The organism is Streptomyces mayonensis, from assembly GCF_018982965.1.
GTDB lineage: Bacteria > Actinomycetota > Actinomycetes > Streptomycetales > Streptomycetaceae > Streptomyces > Streptomyces mayonensis.
This window is the reverse complement of record NZ_JACBYP010000043.1, coordinates 1-19,475: the sequence shown is the minus strand read 5'-3', so window position 1 is coordinate 19,475 and position 19,475 is coordinate 1. Positions and strand designations below refer to the sequence as shown.

General features: G+C 73.1%; 15 protein-coding genes. 13 read left to right on the top strand and 2 right to left on the bottom strand.

The genetic code is table 11. The annotated features are described in order from the left end of the window. The first annotated feature begins 67 nt into the window (after nucleotides 1–67). From HZS56_RS18285 to HZS56_RS18250, 8 genes are all read left to right on the top strand, one after another. On the top strand, nucleotides 68–349 hold the full coding sequence (locus HZS56_RS18285; protein WP_216721777.1) for an acylphosphatase: 282 nt from the start codon (nucleotides 68–70) through the stop codon (nucleotides 347–349). A gap of 380 nt (nucleotides 350–729) precedes the next feature. After that, entirely contained in the window at nucleotides 730–942 is a 213-nt protein-coding gene (locus HZS56_RS18280) for a hypothetical protein (protein WP_003973418.1), read from the top strand. 373 nt (nucleotides 943–1,315) lie between these two features. Beyond that, complete coding sequence (smc, locus tag HZS56_RS18275) at nucleotides 1,316–4,897, top strand: chromosome segregation protein SMC (protein WP_216721776.1); 3,582 nt, start codon at nucleotides 1,316–1,318, stop codon at nucleotides 4,895–4,897. Nucleotides 4,898–5,123: 226 nt separating this feature from the next. Next, nucleotides 5,124–6,542: a sugar porter family MFS transporter gene (locus HZS56_RS18270; protein WP_216721775.1), complete on the top strand. Its 1,419-nt coding sequence runs from the start codon at nucleotides 5,124–5,126 to the stop codon at nucleotides 6,540–6,542. A gap of 402 nt (nucleotides 6,543–6,944) precedes the next feature. Then, a complete protein-coding gene (locus HZS56_RS18265) occupies nucleotides 6,945–7,865 on the top strand; it encodes a 3-oxoacyl-ACP synthase III family protein (protein WP_253914458.1) in 921 nt (306 codons plus the stop codon). Further along, nucleotides 7,862–9,712, top strand: a complete 1,851-nt coding sequence (locus tag HZS56_RS18260; protein WP_216721773.1) for an AMP-binding protein — start codon at nucleotides 7,862–7,864, stop codon at nucleotides 9,710–9,712. The genes HZS56_RS18265 and HZS56_RS18260 overlap by 4 nt, the downstream gene beginning before the upstream one ends. 23 nt (nucleotides 9,713–9,735) lie before the next feature. Then, nucleotides 9,736–10,161, top strand: a complete 426-nt coding sequence (locus HZS56_RS18255) for an acyl carrier protein (protein ID WP_216721772.1) — start codon at nucleotides 9,736–9,738, stop codon at nucleotides 10,159–10,161. Next, nucleotides 10,158–10,952 carry an acyl-ACP desaturase gene (locus tag HZS56_RS18250; protein ID WP_216721771.1) on the top strand — a complete coding sequence of 265 codons (795 nt, stop codon included), beginning with the start codon at nucleotides 10,158–10,160 and terminating at the stop codon, nucleotides 10,950–10,952. The genes HZS56_RS18255 and HZS56_RS18250 overlap by 4 nt, the downstream gene beginning before the upstream one ends. A gap of 63 nt (nucleotides 10,953–11,015) precedes the next feature. Here HZS56_RS18250 and HZS56_RS18245 read toward each other — a convergent pair whose 3' ends face one another. Then, a complete protein-coding gene (locus HZS56_RS18245) occupies nucleotides 11,016–11,942 on the bottom strand; it encodes an acyl-ACP desaturase (protein WP_216721770.1) in 927 nt (308 codons plus the stop codon). Between the two features lie 264 nt (nucleotides 11,943–12,206). On the opposite strand from HZS56_RS18245, the gene HZS56_RS18240 reads away from it, so the two are divergent. The 5 genes from HZS56_RS18240 (at nucleotide 12,207) to HZS56_RS18220 (ending at nucleotide 17,854) form a co-directional block, all read left to right on the top strand. Continuing rightward, a complete protein-coding gene (locus HZS56_RS18240; RefSeq protein WP_216721769.1) occupies nucleotides 12,207–13,259 on the top strand; it encodes an alpha/beta fold hydrolase in 1,053 nt (350 codons plus the stop codon). A gap of 2 nt (nucleotides 13,260–13,261) precedes the next feature. Next, nucleotides 13,262–14,884, top strand: a complete 1,623-nt coding sequence (locus HZS56_RS18235; RefSeq protein ID WP_216721768.1) for an AMP-binding protein — start codon at nucleotides 13,262–13,264, stop codon at nucleotides 14,882–14,884. Between the two features lie 188 nt (nucleotides 14,885–15,072). Further along, on the top strand, nucleotides 15,073–16,305 hold the full coding sequence (locus tag HZS56_RS18230; RefSeq protein ID WP_308408095.1) for an NAD-dependent epimerase/dehydratase family protein: 1,233 nt from the start codon (nucleotides 15,073–15,075) through the stop codon (nucleotides 16,303–16,305). Next, nucleotides 16,302–16,628, top strand: a complete 327-nt coding sequence (locus HZS56_RS18225; protein WP_216721767.1) for an acyl carrier protein — start codon at nucleotides 16,302–16,304, stop codon at nucleotides 16,626–16,628. Before HZS56_RS18230 ends, HZS56_RS18225 begins: the two co-directional genes overlap by 4 nt. Beyond that, entirely contained in the window at nucleotides 16,625–17,854 is a 1,230-nt protein-coding gene (locus HZS56_RS18220; protein ID WP_216721766.1) for a beta-ketoacyl-[acyl-carrier-protein] synthase family protein, read from the top strand. Before HZS56_RS18225 ends, HZS56_RS18220 begins: the two co-directional genes overlap by 4 nt. 88 nt (nucleotides 17,855–17,942) lie before the next feature. On the opposite strand, the gene HZS56_RS18215 is transcribed toward HZS56_RS18220, so the two are convergent. Beyond that, entirely contained in the window at nucleotides 17,943–19,397 is a 1,455-nt protein-coding gene (locus HZS56_RS18215; protein WP_216721765.1) for a cytosine permease, read from the bottom strand. Nucleotides 19,398–19,475 lie beyond the last annotated feature (78 nt).

Below are 19,475 nucleotides of genomic sequence, written 5' to 3'. Positions count from 1 at the left end.
CGGACGCTACCGCATGGCGCCGGAGGGTGAAGTGTCCGGTGAGACTTTGACCGGTTAGGTTGCCGTCATGAGCGAGGATGTACGGCTGGTCGCGTGGGTGCGCGGACAGGTCCAGGGCGTGGGTTTCCGCTGGTTCACGCGGGCCAGGGCGTTGGAACTCGGTGGGATGAGTGGTTTTGCTCTCAATCTGGAGGACGGTCGGGTCCAGGTGGTCGCGGAGGGCCCCCTGGAGCGCTGCGAAGATCTGCTGAACTGGCTGCGCGGGGACGACACGCCCGGACGTGTGGACGGTGTCACCGAGATCTGGGACACACCGCGCGGCGGATACGAGGGCTTCGCCATCCGGTGACGCCCGGTGCCCACAGGGCCGTCCAGTAGCCGGCGCGGGGCTCCCGCGAGGGGCGGCCGGGGCGGAAACGGGCAGGTGGTTGCCAAGAAGAGCGGGGCGTGGCAGGCTCCGCGGACAGATTGATCGCCACGCCCCGAGGGGCCCGCAGGAGTCGCCGTGACGCCGGTTTCCCGGCCGCGTGCCCCCGGGTGCCCGCCGATACGGGGCGTGATCGTGTTGACCGTCAAACTTTTTGGTGAGACGCTGAAAGCCCCGCGCACCTTAGCTGTTTGGCATGGTTGAACGGCAGAAAAAACTCCAAAGTGCCAAGCACCGCGGGTGCGATTCCCTCACGACCCACACCGCTTCGGTCGGTCACTCATTGTGGAGGACCATCCATCATGGCAAAGGCGCTTCTCGGTTACGTCGGCGGCTCCGACCCTCGACTCCTCGCCGAGATGCGACGGCTCCAGCAGCGCGTCCAGGACCTGGAATCCGAGCTCGGACGAATCCAGGCGGAGAACGACGCGCTGGCGGCTGCCGCTTCTCACGACAGGATCATGGAGAGCATGGAGAGCGTTGACGCACACCAGGCGGAGCCTGCGCTCACCTGACCACTGCACCACTGCTGCAGCATTGCACTGATCACTGGCATCGGATCACCGCACTGCTTGCATCACTGCACCGCTCCACCACGGCACGGCAGTGGTCGGGAAAGCCCGCATCACCGCTCGGGTGTCAGAGTCTGCAAGGGACGCTTCGGCGTCCCTTCTTTCTTTCCGCCCCCTCGTCCGTCCAGCTGTCCGGCCCGTCCCGCAGCCGGTCCTGTCCAGTGTGTGCAGCCCCTCGATCCGTCGGCCGCATCCCTGCCCCGCGCAACCTTTCACCCTCTTCAACGTCTGATGTGCCCTGCGCGTTCACCGGTGAAACCGCGGCGGTTCACCGGTTCATGGAGTGAGACACCCCCGAAAGGTAGAGTCCGACGGCGTGCATCTGAAGGCCCTGACCCTCCGAGGGTTCAAGTCGTTCGCCTCCGCGACCACGCTCCGGTTCGAGCCCGGCATCACCTGTGTCGTCGGACCGAACGGCTCGGGCAAGTCGAACGTCGTCGACGCGCTCAGCTGGGTCATGGGCGAACAGGGCGCCAAGTCGCTGCGCGGCGGCAAGATGGAGGACGTCATCTTCGCGGGCACCACCGGCCGCCCGCCGCTCGGCCGGGCCGAGGTGTCGCTGACCATCGACAACTCCGACGGGGCCCTGCCCATCGAGTACGCCGAGGTCACCATCACGCGGATCATGTTCCGCAACGGCGGCAGCGAGTACCAGATCAACGGCGACACCTGCCGGCTCCTGGACATCCAGGAGCTCCTCTCCGACTCCGGCATCGGCCGCGAGATGCACGTCATCGTCGGACAGGGCCAGCTGGACTCCGTCCTGCACGCCGACCCGATGGGCCGCCGGGCCTTCATCGAGGAGGCGGCCGGCGTCCTCAAGCACCGCAAGCGCAAGGAGAAGGCGCTGCGGAAGCTGGACGCGATGCAGGCCAACCTCGCGCGCGTGCAGGACCTCACCGACGAACTGCGCCGGCAGCTCAAGCCGCTGGGCCGGCAGGCCGCGGTCGCGCGCCGGGCCGCCGTCATCCAGGCCGACCTCCGCGACGCCCGGCTCCGGCTCCTCGCCGACGACCTCGTACGACTGCGCGAGGCGCTGCAGGCCGAGGTCGCCGACGAGGCCGCGCTCAAGGAACGCAAGGAGGCCGCCGAGCAGGAGCTGGGCCGGGCGCTGCGCCGGGAGGCCGGCCTGGAGGACGAGGTGCGCCGGCTGATCCCGCGGCTCCAGCGCGCCCAGCAGACCTGGTACGAGCTCTCCCAGCTCGCCGAACGGGTGCGTGGCACGGTCTCGCTGGCCGACGCGCGTGTGAAGAGCGCCACCTCCGCACCGCCCGAGGAGCGCCGGGGCCGCGACCCCGAGGAACTGGAGCGCGAGGCCGCCCGCGTCCGAGAGCAGGAGGCCGAACTCGAAGCGGCCCTGGAGGCCGCCGAGCACGCACTGGAGGACACCGTCGCCCACCGCGCGGACCTCGAACGCGAGCTGGCCCAGGAGGAGCGCCGGCTCAAGGACGCCGCCCGCGCCATCGCCGACCGCCGTGAGGGCCTGGCCCGGCTCAGCGGACAGGTCGGCACCGCCCGTTCGCGCGCCGCCTCCGCGCAGGCCGAGATCGAACGGCTGGCCGAGGCCCGCGACGCGTCCCAGGAGCGGGCGGCCGCCGCCCAGGAGGAGTACGAGACCCTCCGGGCCGAGGTCGACGGGCTCGACGCCGACGACCGGGAACTCGCCGAGCGGCACGACGCGGCCAAGCTCCGGCTGACCGAGGCGGAGACGGCCCTCGGCGCCGCCCGCGAGGCGGCCACCGCGGCGGAACGCGAACGCGCCGCCACACAGGCCCGGCACGAGGCGCTCGCCCTCGGACTGCGCCGCAAGGACGGCACCGGAGCGGTGCTCGACGCCGGGGACCGGCTCACCGGCCTGCTCGGACCGGCCGCCGAACTGCTCACCGTCGCGCCCGGCCACGAGGCCGCCCTCGCCACCGCCTTCGGCGCCGCCGCCGACGCGCTCGCGGTGACCTCCCCGGCGGCCGCCGCCGACGCCATCCGCCTGCTGCGCAAGCAGGACGCGGGCCGCGCCGCCCTGCTGCTCGCCGGCGCCCCCGACGACGTACCGGACGAGACGCGCGGCGACGGACCGCCGTACGCGGCCGATCTCGTCCGCGGTCCCTCCGACCTGATGCCCGCCGTACGGCGGCTGCTGCGCGGAATCGTCGTCGTCGCCACCCTGGAGGACGCCGAGAACCTCGTCTACGCCCGGCCGGGACTGACCGCCGTGACCGCCGACGGCGACCTGCTCAACGCGCACTTCGCGCACGGCGGGTCGGCCGGGGCACCCAGCCTCCTCGAGGTGCAGGCGTCCGTGGACCAGGCCGCCGCCGAGCTGGAGGAGCTGGGCGTGCGGTGCGAGGAGCTGGCGCAGGCGCAGGAGGCGGCCGTCGGGCGGCGGCGGGAGTGCGCCGCGCTCGTCGAGGAGCTGGGGGAGCGGCGCCGGGCCGCCGACCGCGAGAAGTCGTCCGTCGCCCAGCAGTTGGGCCGGCTCGCGGGCCAGGCGCGCGGTGCCGCCGGTGAGGCGGAGCGGTCCGCCGCCGCGGCGGACCGGGCGCAGGAGGCGCTGGACAAGGCGCTGGCGGACGTGGAGGAGCTGGCCGAGCGGCTCGCCGTCGCCGAGGAGATGCCGGTCGAGGAGGAACCCGACACCGCCGCCCGCGACCGGCTCGCCGCCGACGGCGCCAACGCCCGGCAGACCGAGATGGAGGCCCGCCTCCAGGTCCGTACCCACGAGGAGCGGGTCAAGGGGCTGGCCGGACGCGCCGACTCCCTCGACCGGGCGGCCCGCGCCGAACGCGAGGCACGCGCGCGTGCCGAGCAGCGGCGGGCCCGGCTGCGGCACGAGGCGGCCGTCGCCGAGGCGGTCGCCGCCGGGGCCCGGCAGCTGCTCGCCCACGTCGAGGTCTCGCTGACCCGTGCCGACGAGGAACGCACCGTCGCCGAGGCGGCCAAGGCCCGGCGCGAGCAGGAACTGACCGCCGCGCGCACGGCAGGGCGCGACCTCAAGGCGGAGCTCGACAAGTTGACGGATTCAGTCCACCGGGGCGAGGTACTCGGCGCCGAGAAGCGGCTGCGCATCGAGCAGCTGGAGACCAAGGCGCTGGAGGAACTCGGTGTGGAACCGGCGGGGCTCGCGGCCGAGTACGGCCCCCATCAACCGGTGCCGCCCTCGCCCCCCGCCGAGGGCGAGGAACTCCCGGAGACCGCGTCCGACGGCGCCGCCGCGGGGGAGGACCCGCGCAACCTGCCCCGCCCCTTCGTCCGCTCCGAGCAGGAGAAACGGCTGAAGTCCGCCGAACGCGCCTACCAGCAGCTCGGCAAGGTCAACCCGCTGGCGCTCGAGGAGTTCGCGGCGCTGGAGGAACGGCACCAGTTCCTCAGCGAGCAGCTGGAGGACCTGAAGAAGACCCGCGCGGATCTGCTCCAGGTCGTCAAGGAGGTCGACGAACGCGTCGAGCAGGTCTTCACCGAGGCCTTCCGGGACACCGCCCGGGAGTTCGAGGGCGTCTTCAGCCGGCTCTTCCCGGGCGGTGACGGGCGGCTGATCCTCACCGACCCCGACAGCATGCTCACCACGGGCGTGGACGTCGAGGCCCGGCCGCCGGGCAAGAAGGTCAAGCGGCTCTCGCTGCTCTCCGGCGGGGAGCGCTCGCTGACCGCGGTGGCCATGCTGGTGTCGATCTTCAAGGCGCGGCCGAGCCCGTTCTACGTCATGGACGAGGTCGAGGCGGCCCTGGACGACACCAACCTGCAGCGGCTGATCCGGATCATGCAGGAGCTGCAGGAGGCCTCGCAGCTGATCGTCATCACGCACCAGAAGCGCACGATGGAGGTCGCCGACGCGCTGTACGGCGTGTCCATGCAGGGCGACGGCGTGTCGAAGGTCATCAGCCAGCGGCTGCGTCAGTCCTGACCCGGCTGACTCAATCCGACCCGACTCAACCCGACCTGACTCAAACTCTTCAAGTCTTGAAGGGTTGATCGCTCCCGGCATCTCTAAAGTCACACCACTCGCCCTATTGACTTCGAAACTTGAAGGCATAGTCTCTGCAACGTTGCTTTTACCTTCAGGTTCCTTCGGCGGCACCTTGAAGGGCGAACCACCCCGGCAGCGTTGCCGGTAGCCCGAGGAGTTACACGTGGCCAGCACATCGCAGGCGCCCAGTCCAGGAGCCCGGACGGCTCACCCCGACCATCTCGGGCACGTCATCTTCATCGCGGCGGCGGCCGCGATGGGCGGTTTCCTGTTCGGCTACGACAGTTCCGTGATCAACGGCGGCGTCGAGGCCATCCGGGACCGCTACGACGTCGGCTCGGCGGTGCTGGCCCAGGTCGTCGCCATCGCGCTGATCGGCTGTGCCGTCGGCGCCGCCACCGCCGGCCGTATCGCCGACCGCATCGGCCGGATCCGCTGCATGCAGATCGCGGCGGTCCTGTTCACCGTCAGCGCCGTCGGCTCCGCACTGCCCTTCGCGCTGTGGGACCTCGCCATGTGGCGCGTCATCGGCGGCTTCGCCATCGGCATGGCCTCCGTGATCGGCCCTGCCTACATCGCCGAGGTCTCCCCGCCCGCCTACCGCGGCCGGCTCGGCTCCTTCCAGCAGGCCGCGATCGTCATCGGCATCGCCGTGTCGCAGCTGGTCAACTGGGGTCTGCTGAACGCCGCGGGCGGCGACCAGCGCGGTGACCTGATGGGCCTGGAGGCCTGGCAGGTCATGCTCGGCGTCATGGTGATCCCGGCCGTCCTCTACGGCCTGCTGTCCTTCGCCATCCCCGAGTCGCCGCGCTTTCTGATCTCCGTCGGCAAGCACGAGCGCGCCAAGGAGATCCTCGCGGAGGTCGAGGGCAAGGACGTGGACTTCGACGCCCGCGTCACCGAGATCGAGCACGCCATGCACAGCGAGGAGAAGTCCTCCTTCAAGGACCTCATGGGCGGCAGCTTCTTCTTCAAGCCGATCGTCTGGATCGGCATCGGCCTCTCGGTCTTCCAGCAGTTCGTCGGCATCAACGTCGCGTTCTACTACTCCTCGACGCTGTGGCAGTCCGTCGGCGTCGACCCGACGGACTCCTTCTTCTACTCGTTCACGACGTCGATCATCAACATCGTCGGCACCGTGATCGCGATGATCTTCGTGGACCGCATCGGCCGCAAGCCGCTCGCCCTGATCGGCTCGGTCGGCATGGTGATCGGTCTCGCGCTGGAGGCCTGGGCCTTCTCCTTCGACCTCGTCGACGGCAAGCTGCCCGCGACCCAGGGCTGGGTCGCCCTGATCGCCGCCCACCTGTTCGTCCTCTTCTTCGCCCTCTCGTGGGGTGTGGTCGTCTGGGTCTTCCTCGGCGAGATGTTCCCCAACCGCCTGCGCGCCGCCGCGCTGGGCGTCGCCGCCTCCGCGCAGTGGATCGCCAACTGGGCCATCACCGCGAGCTTCCCGTCGCTGGCCGACTGGAACCTGTCGGGCACCTACGTGATCTACACGGTCTTCGCCGCGCTCTCCATCCCGTTCGTGCTGAAGTTCGTGAAGGAGACGAAGGGCAAGGCCCTGGAGGAGATGGGCTGACCGCCCCGCGCCACCCCGCCCGGCACGCATCCGGGCGGGGGCGGCGGTGTCGTACGGCGACGTGGAGTGGGAGGCGGTGTCGTACGGCGACGTGGAGTGGAGGGCGGTGTCGTACGACGACTTGGGCAGGGGCGGTGGTGCCGTACGACGGCTTCGGCGCAAGACCCGCGGCGCGTCCCGGAGTGGCTCGCGTCGCCCCGTGCCGATCGCATGGCATTCTGCTGCGCGAATCGGTCAATTCGCACCGATCGATCCGAGAGTCTTCGGCTCGGCCGTCGTACGCCCTGCCGCCCGGTGGCCGCCGCATGCGCCACGGGAGGACACATCCCCAGCTTCAGTCGGATTACCAGCGCAGCCGTTCATCATCCTCCGCACCGCCAACCGGTCGCGGAAGTCGAGGAGATGGTGCGCGCCACCAACCCCCATCTGGTCATCGTCGAAGGCGTGCTGGAACGCCTCTACGGCCTCGAAGAGCGCCGCGTGGCCCCGCCGGGAACCCTGCCGTCCGACCTCGCGGCCGCGGCCGGCGAGTCCGCGCTGGCCCAGGCCCGCGTCGCACCCGCGGACGTCGACCTCCTGATCTTCGCGGGCGTGAGCGAGGACCTGGAGGAACCCGCGACCGCCCATGTCGTCGCGCACAAACTCGCCGTGACGGCACCCGTCTTCGACGTGAAGAACGCCTGCAACGGCGTCCTCAACGCCCTGCAGATCGCCGACGCGCTGATCCGGACCGGTACGCACACCACCGTCCTGGTCGTCACCGGCGAACTGCCCAGCCGTCTGATGCGGCTGCCGGTGGCCGACCGCTCCGAACTCGCCCACGCCATGCCCGCCTACACCGGTGGCGACATGGGCGCGGCCCTGCTCGTGCAGGCCGGCGCGGACCCCGGCCTGATCGCGATGCGGTTCGCCGCCGACTCCGCCGGATGGGACGCCGCGACCATGGTCAACCCCTACTTCGGCAGCGAGGAGCAGCCGAGGTGCCCGCGCATCGACTCCGAGTCCCTCGTCCGCTCCTGCCTGAGCTTCGCGCAGGACGGCGTACGGGAGATGGCGGAACTCGGCTTCAAGATCGGGGACGCCGACCTCGTCTGTGTCCACCAGGCGTCCATGCCCTTCACCCGCACCCTCTGCGCGGCCGTGGGCGCCGAGCCGGAACGCGTCGTCCCGGTCTTCCCCCGGTACGGCAACGTCGGCACCGGCAGCCTCCCGCTGCAACTGGTCGAGGCGCAGAACTCCGGGCGGCTCCACCGCGGCGACCTGGTCGCCCTGTTCGGCCTGGCCAGCGGCACCAGCTGCGGCCTCGCCCTGTGCCAGTGGTGAGCGACGCCTGGGTCTGCTCGGTCCTGCAGACCTACGAAGGGGATCCCGCCCCGGCCCACCGCTACGTCGACGGCGACGGACGCGCCCGGGAACTCTCGCGGGCCGGACTCCTCGACGAGGTGCGCGAGAGCGCCCGGCGGCTGGCCGCCCGCGGGGGAGCACCGGGCAGCCGGGTGGCGCTGCTCGCCGGCGACCCCGGACGGTTCGTGCCCGCCTTCCTCGGCGCGATCTGGGCCGGATTCGTACCGGTCCCGCTCCCGCCGCCACCCGTCCTCGGGCGGCGCGACGCGTGGAGCGGGCAACTCACCGCGTCGCTCGCCGTGGCCCGGCCGGACCTCGTCGTCGCCGAGGAGGCGACGCTCGCCCTGCTGCCCGCGACGCCGGCCCGCCGGCTCTCCTACGAGGCACTGGAGAGCGCCTCTCCCGAAGCGGGAACGGGCACGGGCACGGGGGGCACAGGCACGGGAGACGTGGGTCAGGACGGGGACGTGCCCGCGCCCGCCGCGTACCGGCCCGACCGGATCGCCTACCTCCAGTTCAGCAGCGGCAGCACCGGACGGCCGAGAGCCGTCGTGGCCACCGCCGGAGCGGTGACGGCCAACAGCCTCGCCATCATGCGGGACGGACTGGCCGCCGACCCGGCCCGCGACCACGGCGTGAGCTGGCTGCCGCTCCACCACGACATGGGCCTGGTCGGCTTCGTCCTCGCCCCGCTGGCGGTGGGCGTACCGGTGACGCTGCTGGCCACCCGGCTGTTCGTCCGCGACCCGGGAAGCTGGATGCGCACCCTGTCCGACGTACGGGGAACGATCACCGGCGCCCCCAACTTCGCCTACGCGCTGGCCACGCGGCGCGCGAGCGAGGACCGCCTGGCCGGTCTGGACCTGTCCGCGGCGCACACCCTGCTCTGCGGCGGCGAGCCGGTCAGCCCGCGCACCCTGCGCCACTTCGCCGACGCCCACCGCGCCGCGGGGCTCGATCCGGCGGCCCTGCGCCCGTGCTACGGGCTGGCCGAGTCGACGCTCGCCGTGTCCGTCGCGCCCCGGGGCACGGCGTGGTGCCCCGACCGGGTCTCCTGGGCCCGCCTGCGCGACCACGACCGGGCCGACCCCTGCGGCGACGACGAGGAGGCCGTGGAGGTCCCGGGCTGCGGCCCGCCCCTGCCCGGCCACGAGGTGCGGGTGGTCGACGCCGCCGGACTGCCCCGCGGCGAACGGGAGGTGGGGGAGATCTGGGTGCGCGGCCCCTCCGTGTGCGCCGGGTACCTGGACGAGGCGCGGGACCGGCCCGCCCCGCTCACCGGCGACGGCTGGCTGCGCACCGGCGACCGCGGCTACCTGGCCGACGGCGTCCTGCACCCGGCTGGCCGGCTGAAGGACGTCCTCGTCGTCCAGGGACGCAACGTCGACCCGCAGCGCGTCGAGTGGGCGGCCGAGTCGGTGGACGGCGTGCGCGCCGGAGGAACGGTCGCCTTCACCCGGCCGGGCACCGACACCGAGGAAGTCGTCGTGGTCGCCGAATGCCGGCCGTACCGGGCCGCGGGCATCGCGGGCGCCGTACGCGAGACCGTGTCGCAGCGTCTGGGGCTGGGCGTCGCCGACGTCGTGGCCGTCGGACCGGGCACGGTCGCGAAGACGACGTCGGGCAAACCCCGGCGCCAGGAGATGCGCCGCCGCTACCTCGTCGGAGACCTCCTGCCCGCACCGGCAGCCGCACCTCCGTCCGGGACGGCACCGGCACCGGCAGCCGCACCTCGGTCCGGGACGGCACCGGCCCCGGCAGCCGCACCCCGGTGCGGGACGGCACCAGTGCCGCTCCCAGTACCAGCAGACCAGCAGCGTCCGTAGTCACCGACCCCCAAGGAGCAGCCATGACACCGTCCGACATCCCGCAGGTCCTGCACCGGGCCTACCGGCAGGTGACGCAGCGCGACCCCGGGAGCCTGGACCGCGACGCCGACATCCGCGCCCTGGGCGTGGACTCCGTACAGCTCCTCGAAATGATCGTGATCGCCGAGACCGAGCTGGGACTGCGCGTCCCGGACGCCGCCCTGGGCAGCGTGGAGACGGTCGGGGACCTGTACGACATGCTCGGCGAGGCACTGCCGCAGGCCGAGCCCCGGGTCCAGGCGCAGGGTCAGGCCCAGACCGAGGCCCAGCCCCAGACCGAGGCCCAGCCCCAGACCGAGGCCCAGCCCCAGACCCAGGCCCACCCCCGGACCCAGGTCCAGCCCCGGGTCCGGACCCAGCCCCCGGCGCAGGCGCAGGACCACGCCCGGGTCCAGGGCGTGCGATGACCTCGATCGCGCTGCGCGAGGCGTTCCACCGCGAGTTCATGACCTTCTTCGAGCGGGCCGAACGGACCCGCCGCTGGAGCATCTTCGACGACGTGCCCTGGGACCGGCTGGCCGAAGTACCGGAGGAACCCGGACTGGCGCTCGCCGCCGAGACGTTCTGCGGCATCGAGATGTTCCTGCCCGACTACCTCCAGGCCCACCTGTCGCTGCTGGTCGGCGACTACGGGCAGGCGTGGTTCTCCGCCAACTGGGGCTACGAGGAGGCCAGACACGCACTCGCCCTGCGCGAGTACCTGCTGCGCAGCGGCCGGCGCACCGAGACGCAGATGCGGGAGTTCGGGGACGCCGTGATGGCGCGCCACTGGGAGCCGCCGTACCGGACGCCCCGGCAGATGGTCGTGTACTCCGCGCTCCAGGAACTGACGACCTTCGTCAGCTACCGCAAGCAGCGCGACCTCGCACAGCGGGCGGGCGACCCGGTGCTCTCCGAGGTGTACCGGCTGATCGGCCGCGACGAGATGGCGCACTGCCGTTTCTACCAGCGGATCCTGACCCTGCACCTCGACGAGGACCGCACCGGCACGCTGAAGGACCTGGCCCACGTGGTGCGGACCTTCCGCATGCCCGCCCACGAGCTGCTGCCCGACCGGGCGGACCGCGAGAGCGTACGCACCACGGGCTTCGGCAACGGCGCCTTCATCACGGAGGTACTCCTGCCCTCGCTCGGCGCGCTGGGCCTGACCCGCCACGACCTCTACTCCGCGGCGGCCACCGTGCCCGCGGCCCGCTGAGGCACCGGCCGGTGCCGTGCCCGCCGCCTCGGCAAGCGGGCACCGCACCGGCCGTACGTCCGGCTAGAGCGCGGAGCCCACATGGCCGGCGAACCTGCGCGCCTGCGTCTCGGACGCCCGCAGCAGCACCGCGAGCCGGTCCCTCGCCTCCTCGCCGTCGGCACCGAGACCGGTCCGGTCGAACACCCGCAGGTGGCGCATGACCGGAGCGAGTACTTCCGTGTGGTGGGTCACCGGGGAGTAGACGCCCGACCGCGCCATCGACATCGACAGGCGCGCGAAGTCCGGGGCGCCGTGCGCGGGGGACCGGAACGTGGCCGCCACCCTCGCCAGGGCCCGCAGGGTCCGCTCCGGCTGGAGTTCCACGGCCGCCTCCAGGACCCGCCGGTAGAACAGCATGTGCCGGTTCTCGTCCTGCGCGATCCGCTGCAGCAGCGCCCCGCACACCGGCTCGCCGGAGATCCGCTTGATGTTCCGGTACGAGATCCGCGTCGCCAGTTCCTGCAGGGTCACGTACACCAGCCCGGCCAGGACGTCGCCGCGGTAGTCGCTGTCGTACCCGGTCTGCAGGTGCAGCCGGCGCGCGTCCTCCATGGCCACCGGGTCCGCGGACCGCGTGACGATCAGATAGTCCCGGATCGCCGTCCCGTGCCGGTCCTCCTCCACCGTCCACCGGTTGACCCAGGTGCCCCACGCGCCGTCCCTGCCGAACAGTTCGGCGATCACCCGGTGGTAGCTGGGCAGGTTGTCCTCGCTCAGGAGGTTGTGCAGCAGCGCGTCCCGCACGGCCGACTCCATGCCGCCCTGCTGCGGCGTCCACGGCTCCCCTTCGAGGAAACCCTCGTAGTTCCGCCCCATCGCCCACGGAATGAAACGGTGCGGGTACCAGTCGTCCGCGGTTTCGAGATGGGTGTCCAGGGCGCGCGCCACCACCGGCTCCAACTCCGTGAGCAGTCCGACGTCTTCGCGCTCCACCTCAGGCGCGTGCATAACAGCCTCCCGACGATGCCGAAGTGCGGCGAGACCGTCCACGCTCCGGCGGATTCCAACCGGTCAGCGGTCATGCTCGCCCACCGTGCCGCCGCACTCGGCACAGCGCGCCGGACGGTGCGTGAAAGCCGGTAAGTGTGATGAATTCCCGTGATCGGCAAGGCTGTTCACCGCCGTGATGTGCCTGATCCAGCCGGGTGAAGTTTCCGCGCCGACGGCAACTCGGCGGCATCCGGCAGCCGTCCGCGCCCTAGCGTGACGCCCATGCCATCCCCCACGCCGTCGGCCGACCGACTGCCCGGCTATCCGGCGGCCGACCGGTGGCGGCGCGTCCCGCGAACCGGCCAGCACTACGTGGACACCGGAACCGGTCCCCCCGTCCTGCTGCTGCACGGCAACCCGTCGTGGAGCTACCAGTGGCGTCACCTGATCGCCGCGCTGTCCCCGGACTTCCGCTGCGTCGCCCCCGACCTCGCCGGACTGGGCCTGTCGCCGCGGCCGCGCGTACCGGCCTCCGCCGTCGACCGGCACCTGCTGCAACTCGACCACCTCGACGCCTTGTTCGACCACCTCGTCGCCGGCCGGGGCGCGCCCCGCAACGGCTGGACGCTGGTGCTGCACGACTGGGGAGGGCCGCTCGGCTGGGCCTGGGCGCGACGCAGGTCGCTGCGCCCCGCCCGTATCGTGGTGCTCAACTCCATCTGCTTTCCCTGGCCTTCCGGCTACCGGCTGCCGGTGTACCTGCGGTGGATCCGGGACCACCGCGGCGTCGCGGCCCTCGCGCACGCGACCAACTTCTTCCCCCGGGCCGCCGTACGGGGCGGCGTCGTGGCGCCGCTGGACCGGGCCGAACGACGGGCGTACCTGCTGCCGCTCGCCCGCGGCGGTGACCGGCGCGCGGTCGTGGACTTCGTACGCAGCATCCCGCGCGACGACCGGGAGGAGGCCTGGCGGCTCCTCGAACCGGCCGCCGCCCACAGGCACGGTGACGACGCACCCGGCGAGGGCGGGGCCGGCGGCGTACCCGGGGCCGGCGGGACCGGCAGGGCCGGCGGCGCACCCGGCGATGGCGGGGACAGCGGCGCGATCGGCGGCAGGACTGGTGGCGGGGTCGATCTCTCCGCCCTGCCGCTGTTCGTCGGCTGGGGCATGCGCGACCCGGTGTTCACGCCGCTCGTCCTCGGCGAGTGGGAACGGCGGTTCCCGCACGCGCGGGTCCACCGCTACCCCGACGCGGGCCACTACGTCATGGAGGACGCGGCGGACCGGCTCGGCCGCGACGTCCGCGGTTTCCTCACGTCACCGGAACGGAGCTGACCATGGCGGACCTGCACGCCCGGCTGGAGCAGCTCGCCGCGGCACGCCCGCACGACACCGCTCTCGTCCACGGCCGTCGCGACGGCTCGGGCCGAACGGTCACCTTCGCGCAACTCGTCGCGGGGTGCCGGGAGGCGGCCGCGGCCTTCGAACGGGCCGGCGTACGCCCCGGCCACAAGGCCGTGACCATGACCGGTGACCCCTACCACCTGTTCACCACCGTCCACGGACTGCTCGCCGTCGGAGCGGTCCCGGTCCTGGTCGACCCGGGCCTGCCCCGTGCGGACCTGCGGCAGTGCCTGGACGAGGTTGCCCCCGAGGCGTTCGTCGGACAGCCGCTCGCGCACCTGGGGCGTACGGCACTGGGCTGGGCCCGCGGACACGTACGGACGGCCGTCGTCACCGGAGCGGCCGTTCCGGGCCTCAGGCGGCGGCTGCCGGTGCCGCGCGCCCGGCGGGGCGGCGCGTCCGCCGGTCCACCGGCGCCGGAAGCCCGCCCGTCGGCCCGCGAGCCGCGCCCTCCGGTGCGGGAGGCGCTCCCGCCCGTGCCGGACGACGACCTCGCGCTGATCGCCTTCACCTCCGGATCGACCGGTGTGCCCAAGGGCGCTGAGTACCACCACAGCACCCTGCTCGGCCAGGCCGAGACACTGGCCCGCCTGGTCGGCACCGACGGCACGCTGTTCGCCGGGTTCCTGCCCGTCGTGCTGCTGGGGCCGGTGCTCGGGCACACGACCGTCGCACCCGCGGTCAACCACCGCGCCCCGGCCCGCACACCGGCCGGACGCCTGGTACGCCCCCTCCTGGAGAACCGGACGGACGTGGTGGTCGGCTCGCCCGCCGTCCTCGGACTGCTGGCCGAACACTGCGCGCGCAGACGTCTCACGCTGTCGTGCGTCGACCGCGTGATCTCCTTCGGTGCCCCGCTGCGCGCCACTCTCGCCGACGCCCTGCACGCCGTGCTGCGGCCGGACGCCGAGGTGCTCAGCGCGTACGGGGCCACGGAGTGCCTGCCGGTGAGCGCAGTCAGCACCGCCGACGCCCGCGCTCCGGGCGCGGGTACGTGCGTGGGCCGGCCCCTCGACGGGGTCGCGGTACGGATCCTGGACGCGGGACCCGACGGCGTCGGCGAGATCGCCGTCACCGGGGCCAACGTGAGCCCCGCCTACCATGCCCGGCCCGAGATCACCGCGGCCACCAAGACCACCACCGACCGGGGCGTCCAGCACCGGACCGGCGACATGGGGGTCGTCGACGGCGAGGGCCGCATCTGGTTCCACGGCCGCCGCAGTCACCGTGTCGTCGGCACCGACCACGTACTGACGACCGAGGACGTCGAGGCCGCCGCCGACGCCCTGCCCGGCGTGCGGCGTACCGCACTCGTCGGCGTCGGGGCGCCCGGCCGGCAGCGGGCCGTGCTGTGCGTGGAGCTGACCGCGCGGGGAGCCGGGCGCGGGGCGGCGGTCGAGGCGGTGCGCGGACTGCTCGCCCGGCGCCCCGAAGGGCGGTACGTCACCGCCGTCCTCGTCCATCCGGGGTTCCCGACGGACATCCGGCACAACTCCAAGATCAACCGGGAGCGGCTGGCCGACTGGGCCGCCCGGCGCCTGCGGAGGCCCCGGTGAACACACCTGCGCCTGTCCCGGGCTCGGTGCCTGTCTCGGGTTCCGTGCCTGTCCCGGGCTCCGTGCCTGTCTGGGCCCTGGTGCCTGCCTCCGGTCTCCTGGCCGTCCCGGACACCGTGCTCGCCTCGGGTTCCGAGCGCGCTCCGTTTTCCGTGCCCGCTGCGGTGCCCGCGCCCGCTGCGGTGCCCGTGACCGCTCCGGTCTTCGTGTCCGCCGGGGTCTCCGCACCCCTCCCGGATCCCGTGCCCGAAGCGGTCTCCGCGCATGCTCCGGTCCCCGTTCCCGCCCCGGCCCCGGTCCCCGTGCTCTCACGGGCCGCCGTGCCCGGCCGGGTGCTCGTCACGGGCGGCAGTGGGTTCCTCGGGGCCGAGATCTGTCGGCAGCTCACCGCGCGCGGCACCGAGACCGTCTCCCTCAGCCGTCGTCCCAGCGCCGCGCTGACGCGGCTCGGCGTCCGCCAGGTCCACGGCGACCTCACCGACCCGGCCGCCGTCGACCGGGCGCTCGACGGCTGCGACGCCGTGATCCACAACGCCGCCCTCGCGGGAGCGGGCGGCCCACCGGCCCCCTACTGGCGCACCAACGTCGACGGCACCCGCACCGTCCTCGACCGGTGCCGGCGGCTCGGGGTGCGCACCCTCGTCCACACCTCGACCGCCAGCGTCGCCTTCCGGCCCGGGGGACTGGAGTACGCCGACGAGTCGCTGCCCCGGCCGCGCCGGTACCTGGCCGCCTACCCGCACACCAAGGCCGTCGCCGAGTCGCTCGTCCTCAACGCCCACAGCCCCTCGCTGGCCACCCTCGCGCTGCGCCCGCACATCATCTGGGGGCCCGGCGACCCGCACTTCCTGCCCGCCCTGACCCGCGCGGTCCGCCACGGCCGCCTCGTCATGCCGGGCGACGGGGCCAACCTCGTCGACACCACCCACGTCCGCACCGCCGCCCACGCCCACCTGCTCGCCCTCGAACACCTCCACCAGGGGCGCCCCGTCGGCGGCCGGGCCTACTTCGTCGCGCAGGGCGAGCCCCTGCCGCTGCGGGACGTGGTCGGCCTGCTGCTCGCCGCCGCCGGTGTCCGCGCCGCCTGGCGGCCCGTGCCCGCGGGCCTCGCACACGTCGCCGCGGCCGTGCGCGAGACCGCCGACCGGCTGCTGGGCAACACCGGTACCCACGGCCTCAGCCGCTTCCTGGTCGCCGAACTCGTGCACCCGCACTGGTTCGACCTGACCGCCGCCCGTACCCGCCTCGGCTTCGCGCCGCCGCTCGGTTTCGCCGACGGCGTCCGGGAGGCGTTCGAGGCGGCCGGCCGTCCGTCGGCGGGCGCGGAGACCCTCGCCCGCCTCCTGCCCGGGCCCAAGCACCCGCCCCCGCCCGCTCACCCCGCCGTCACCGGCACCGAGAAGGGAACCGCCCGCCCATGACCGACACCCACGGCACCCCACACCCCGACGACAGCCGTGACACCTGCGGCACCCACAACGCCTGCGACGACACCCGCGACACGTACGCCGTGATCCGTTCCGTGCTGACGACGACGTTCAAGATCCCCGACGACGAGATCAGCCCCGAGCGCACTCTCGAGCAGCTCGAACTGGACTCGCTCGCCCTCGCCGAGTTCGCGCTCATCCTCCAGGAACGCCTGGAGGTGCGGATCGACGAGGAACACGCCACCCGCGCCACCACCCTCGCGCAGGTCACGGAGCACCTCGACATCCTGCGCGCCCAGTCGGTGACCACGCCGTGACACCGCGCAGGCCCGTCGCGATCACCGGGCTCGGGCTGGTCACGCCGGGCGGTGAGGGCGCCGCCGCGACCTGGGACGCGGTGTGCGCCGGAAACGGCACCGCGGCCCCCGACCCCGTCCTCACCGGTCTGCCCGTCGACTTCTCCTGCCGCGTCCCCCTGACCGAGGAGGAGCTGGACCGGCGGATCGGACGCCGGTCGTGGCGCATGGGACGGTCGGCGAAGCTCGCCGTCCTCGCCGCCCGGGAAGCCGTCCGCGACGCCGGTCACCGGCCCGCCGACTGGGACGGCGCCCGCGTCGCCACCGTCCTGGGCTGCGGCATGGGCTGCGTGGACAGGTGGGAGGAGCAGGGGCGGCGGCTGGCGGAGCGCGGCCCCGACTTCGTCTCGCCGCTCGCCATCCCCCTGGTCCTGCCGAATCTCGGCACCGGCGAGGTCTCCATCGACCTCGGGGCCCGGGGGGTCAGCCTCGCTCCCGCCACCGCCTGCGCGTCCGGGGCGACCGCCCTCGCCCTGGCCCGCGACCTGCTGGCCGCCGACCTGTGCGACGTGGCCGTGGCGGGCGGCGTCGAAGCGGGCGTCAGCCGCCTGTCCACCACCGGCTTCTGGCGGATGGGCGCCCTCTCCGAACGCCGCGACGCGCCCGCCGGGGCGTCCCGGCCGTTCGCCGCCGACCGCGACGGTTTCGTCGTCGGCGAGGGCGCCGGCGTTCTGGTCCTCGAACGCACCGCCGACGCCGTCGCGCGCGGCAAGCCGCCCCGCGCGCTGCTCGCGGGCTGCGGCAGCACGTCCGACGCCCACCACCCCACGGCGCCCGCCCCGGACGGGCGGGGAGCGGAAGCCGCGCTGCGCACCGCGCTCGCCGAGGCGAACCTGGATCCGCAGGACGTCGACCACGTCAACGCCCACGGCACCTCCACGGCACTCAACGACGCCACCGAGGCGGACCTGATCGCCCGGGTCCTGCCGCACCGGCCCAGCGTCACCGCGGCCAAGGGGGTGCTGGGGCACGGCCTCGGTGCCGCCGGGGCCGTCGAGGCCGCGCTGACCGTGCTGACCCTTCAGCACCGCCGCGTCCCGCCGATCGCCAACCTGGAGGCACCGGCACCCGGGTTCGACCTCGACTGCGTCCTCAAGGAACCCCGCCGTCAGGAGGTCCGTGCCGCGGTCAGCCACTCGTTCGGCTTCGGCGGACACAACGTCGTCCTCGTACTGACCCGTCCCTGACCCGGCGCCCCCTGGCCCGTGCGCACCGAAGAGCCGGTGCGCCCCGGGGTGCCGTGCGTTGCGGGGGTGCCCGTGCGACCCGGGCAGCTCAGACGGACACGGCCTCCGGCTGCTCGGGGGGCCCGGCGGGCGCGGCGGCCGGGTCCGCCACCGGGGGCTTCGGCAGCACGACGTACAGCAGTCCCGAGACCACCACCGTGGCCACCCAGCCCAGTCCGTACTCGCCGATGACGTTGTTCGCGGCGAGGGGGCCGGTGAACCAGTCGGACGTGGTGAACATCAGACCGGCGGCCAGTCCCACCGCCCAGGCCGCCACGGCGGCGGGGGAGAAGCCGCCGCGGTACCAGTAGGCGCTGGTGCGGCCGGTGTCGGCCAGGGCCTCGCCGTCGTACTCCCGGCGGCGCAGCATGTCGGCGCCGAACACGCCGACCCATGCCGAGAACGCGACCGCGAGCAGCGACAGGAAGGCGATGAAGGACCCCATGAAGCTGGTCGCCACCAGCATCAGCACCCCGCCGAAGACCAGTGAGATCACGGCGTTGACCGAGACCGCCCAGTGCCGCGGGACCCTGAAGCCCAGGGTCTGCGCGGTGAAGCCGGCCGAGTACATCGACATCGCGTTGATCAGCAGCATGCCGATCAGCGCGATCAGCAGGTAGGGCACCGCGATCCAGGTCGGCAGGATCTCGCCGAGGAAGGAGACCGGGTCGGCGGCCGAGGCGAGGTCGGGCGTGGAGACGGCCATGATCATGCCCATCAGCACCATCGGCAGGACGACGATCCCGGCCCCGCCGACCGTCACACCCACGATCCCCTTCGAGGAGGCGGTGCGCGGCAGGTACCGGGTGAAGTCCGGAGCGGACGGGATCCAGCTGACACCACCGGCCGCGATCAGGCCCACGCCCGTGATCATCGCGGCCACGGAACCGGCGGGCCGGTCGAAGACCGCGGACCAGTCGGTGTCGACGACCAGATGGCCGAGGACGAGCACCGAGAAGGCGCCGAAGAGGTACGTCGCGTACTTGTTGCACTTCTGTACGGCGTTGATGCCCAGCCCGGAGATCGCGAAGGTCGCCACGACGAAGGCCAGCAGCGTCACCATGTCCAGCACACTGTTGGCACGGACACCGAAGACGATGTCCAGCACGGTGAGCACGGCGTAGGCACCGGTGACCGCGTTGATCGTCTCCCAGCCCCACCGGGCGACCCAGATCAGCGAACCCGGCAGCAGATTGCCCCGCTGGCCGAACACCGCCCGCGACAGCGCCATCCCGGGAGCCCCGCCGCGCTTGCCGGCGATGCCGATCAGACCCACCAGTCCGTACGAGACGACCGGCGCCGCGGCGGCGACGACCAGGGCCTGCCAGAAGTTGAGGTGGTACGCCACCACGAGGCTCGCGCCCATCGTGAGCAGCAGCACGCTGATGTTGGCGCCGACCCAGGTCGGGAACAGTTCGCGGATCCGGGCGGTGCGCTCGTGGTCCGGCACCTGTTCGATGCCACGGGTTTCCAGGGCGCCTTCGTTCTCGGCGGTCTTGCTCATGCGGGGGTCCGTGCCTCGATCGTGGGGGAGGAGGGTGGCGGGAGGAGAAAGGAAGGGGAGAAGGGGAAGGAAAGGGGG

What these genes read in the sequence shown, in the direction of transcription:
- HZS56_RS18280 (WP_003973418.1), top strand. Translation starts at nt 730, where the DNA reads ATGGCAAAGGCGCTTCTCGGTTACGTCGGCGGCTCCGACCCTCGACTC.
- HZS56_RS18250 (WP_216721771.1), top strand. Translation starts at nt 10,158, where the DNA reads ATGACCTCGATCGCGCTGCGCGAGGCGTTCCACCGCGAGTTCATGACC.
- HZS56_RS18225 (WP_216721767.1), top strand. Translation starts at nt 16,302, where the DNA reads ATGACCGACACCCACGGCACCCCACACCCCGACGACAGCCGTGACACC.
- HZS56_RS18215 (WP_216721765.1), bottom strand. Translation starts at nt 19,397, where the DNA reads ATGAGCAAGACCGCCGAGAACGAAGGCGCCCTGGAAACCCGTGGCATC.
- HZS56_RS18255 (WP_216721772.1), top strand. Translation starts at nt 9,736, where the DNA reads ATGACACCGTCCGACATCCCGCAGGTCCTGCACCGGGCCTACCGGCAG.
- HZS56_RS18265 (WP_253914458.1), top strand. Translation starts at nt 6,945, where the DNA reads ATGGTGCGCGCCACCAACCCCCATCTGGTCATCGTCGAAGGCGTGCTG.
- HZS56_RS18235 (WP_216721768.1), top strand. Translation starts at nt 13,262, where the DNA reads ATGGCGGACCTGCACGCCCGGCTGGAGCAGCTCGCCGCGGCACGCCCG.
- HZS56_RS18285 (WP_216721777.1), top strand. Translation starts at nt 68, where the DNA reads ATGAGCGAGGATGTACGGCTGGTCGCGTGGGTGCGCGGACAGGTCCAG.
- HZS56_RS18240 (WP_216721769.1), top strand. Translation starts at nt 12,207, where the DNA reads ATGCCATCCCCCACGCCGTCGGCCGACCGACTGCCCGGCTATCCGGCG.
- HZS56_RS18245 (WP_216721770.1), bottom strand. Translation starts at nt 11,942, where the DNA reads ATGCACGCGCCTGAGGTGGAGCGCGAAGACGTCGGACTGCTCACGGAG.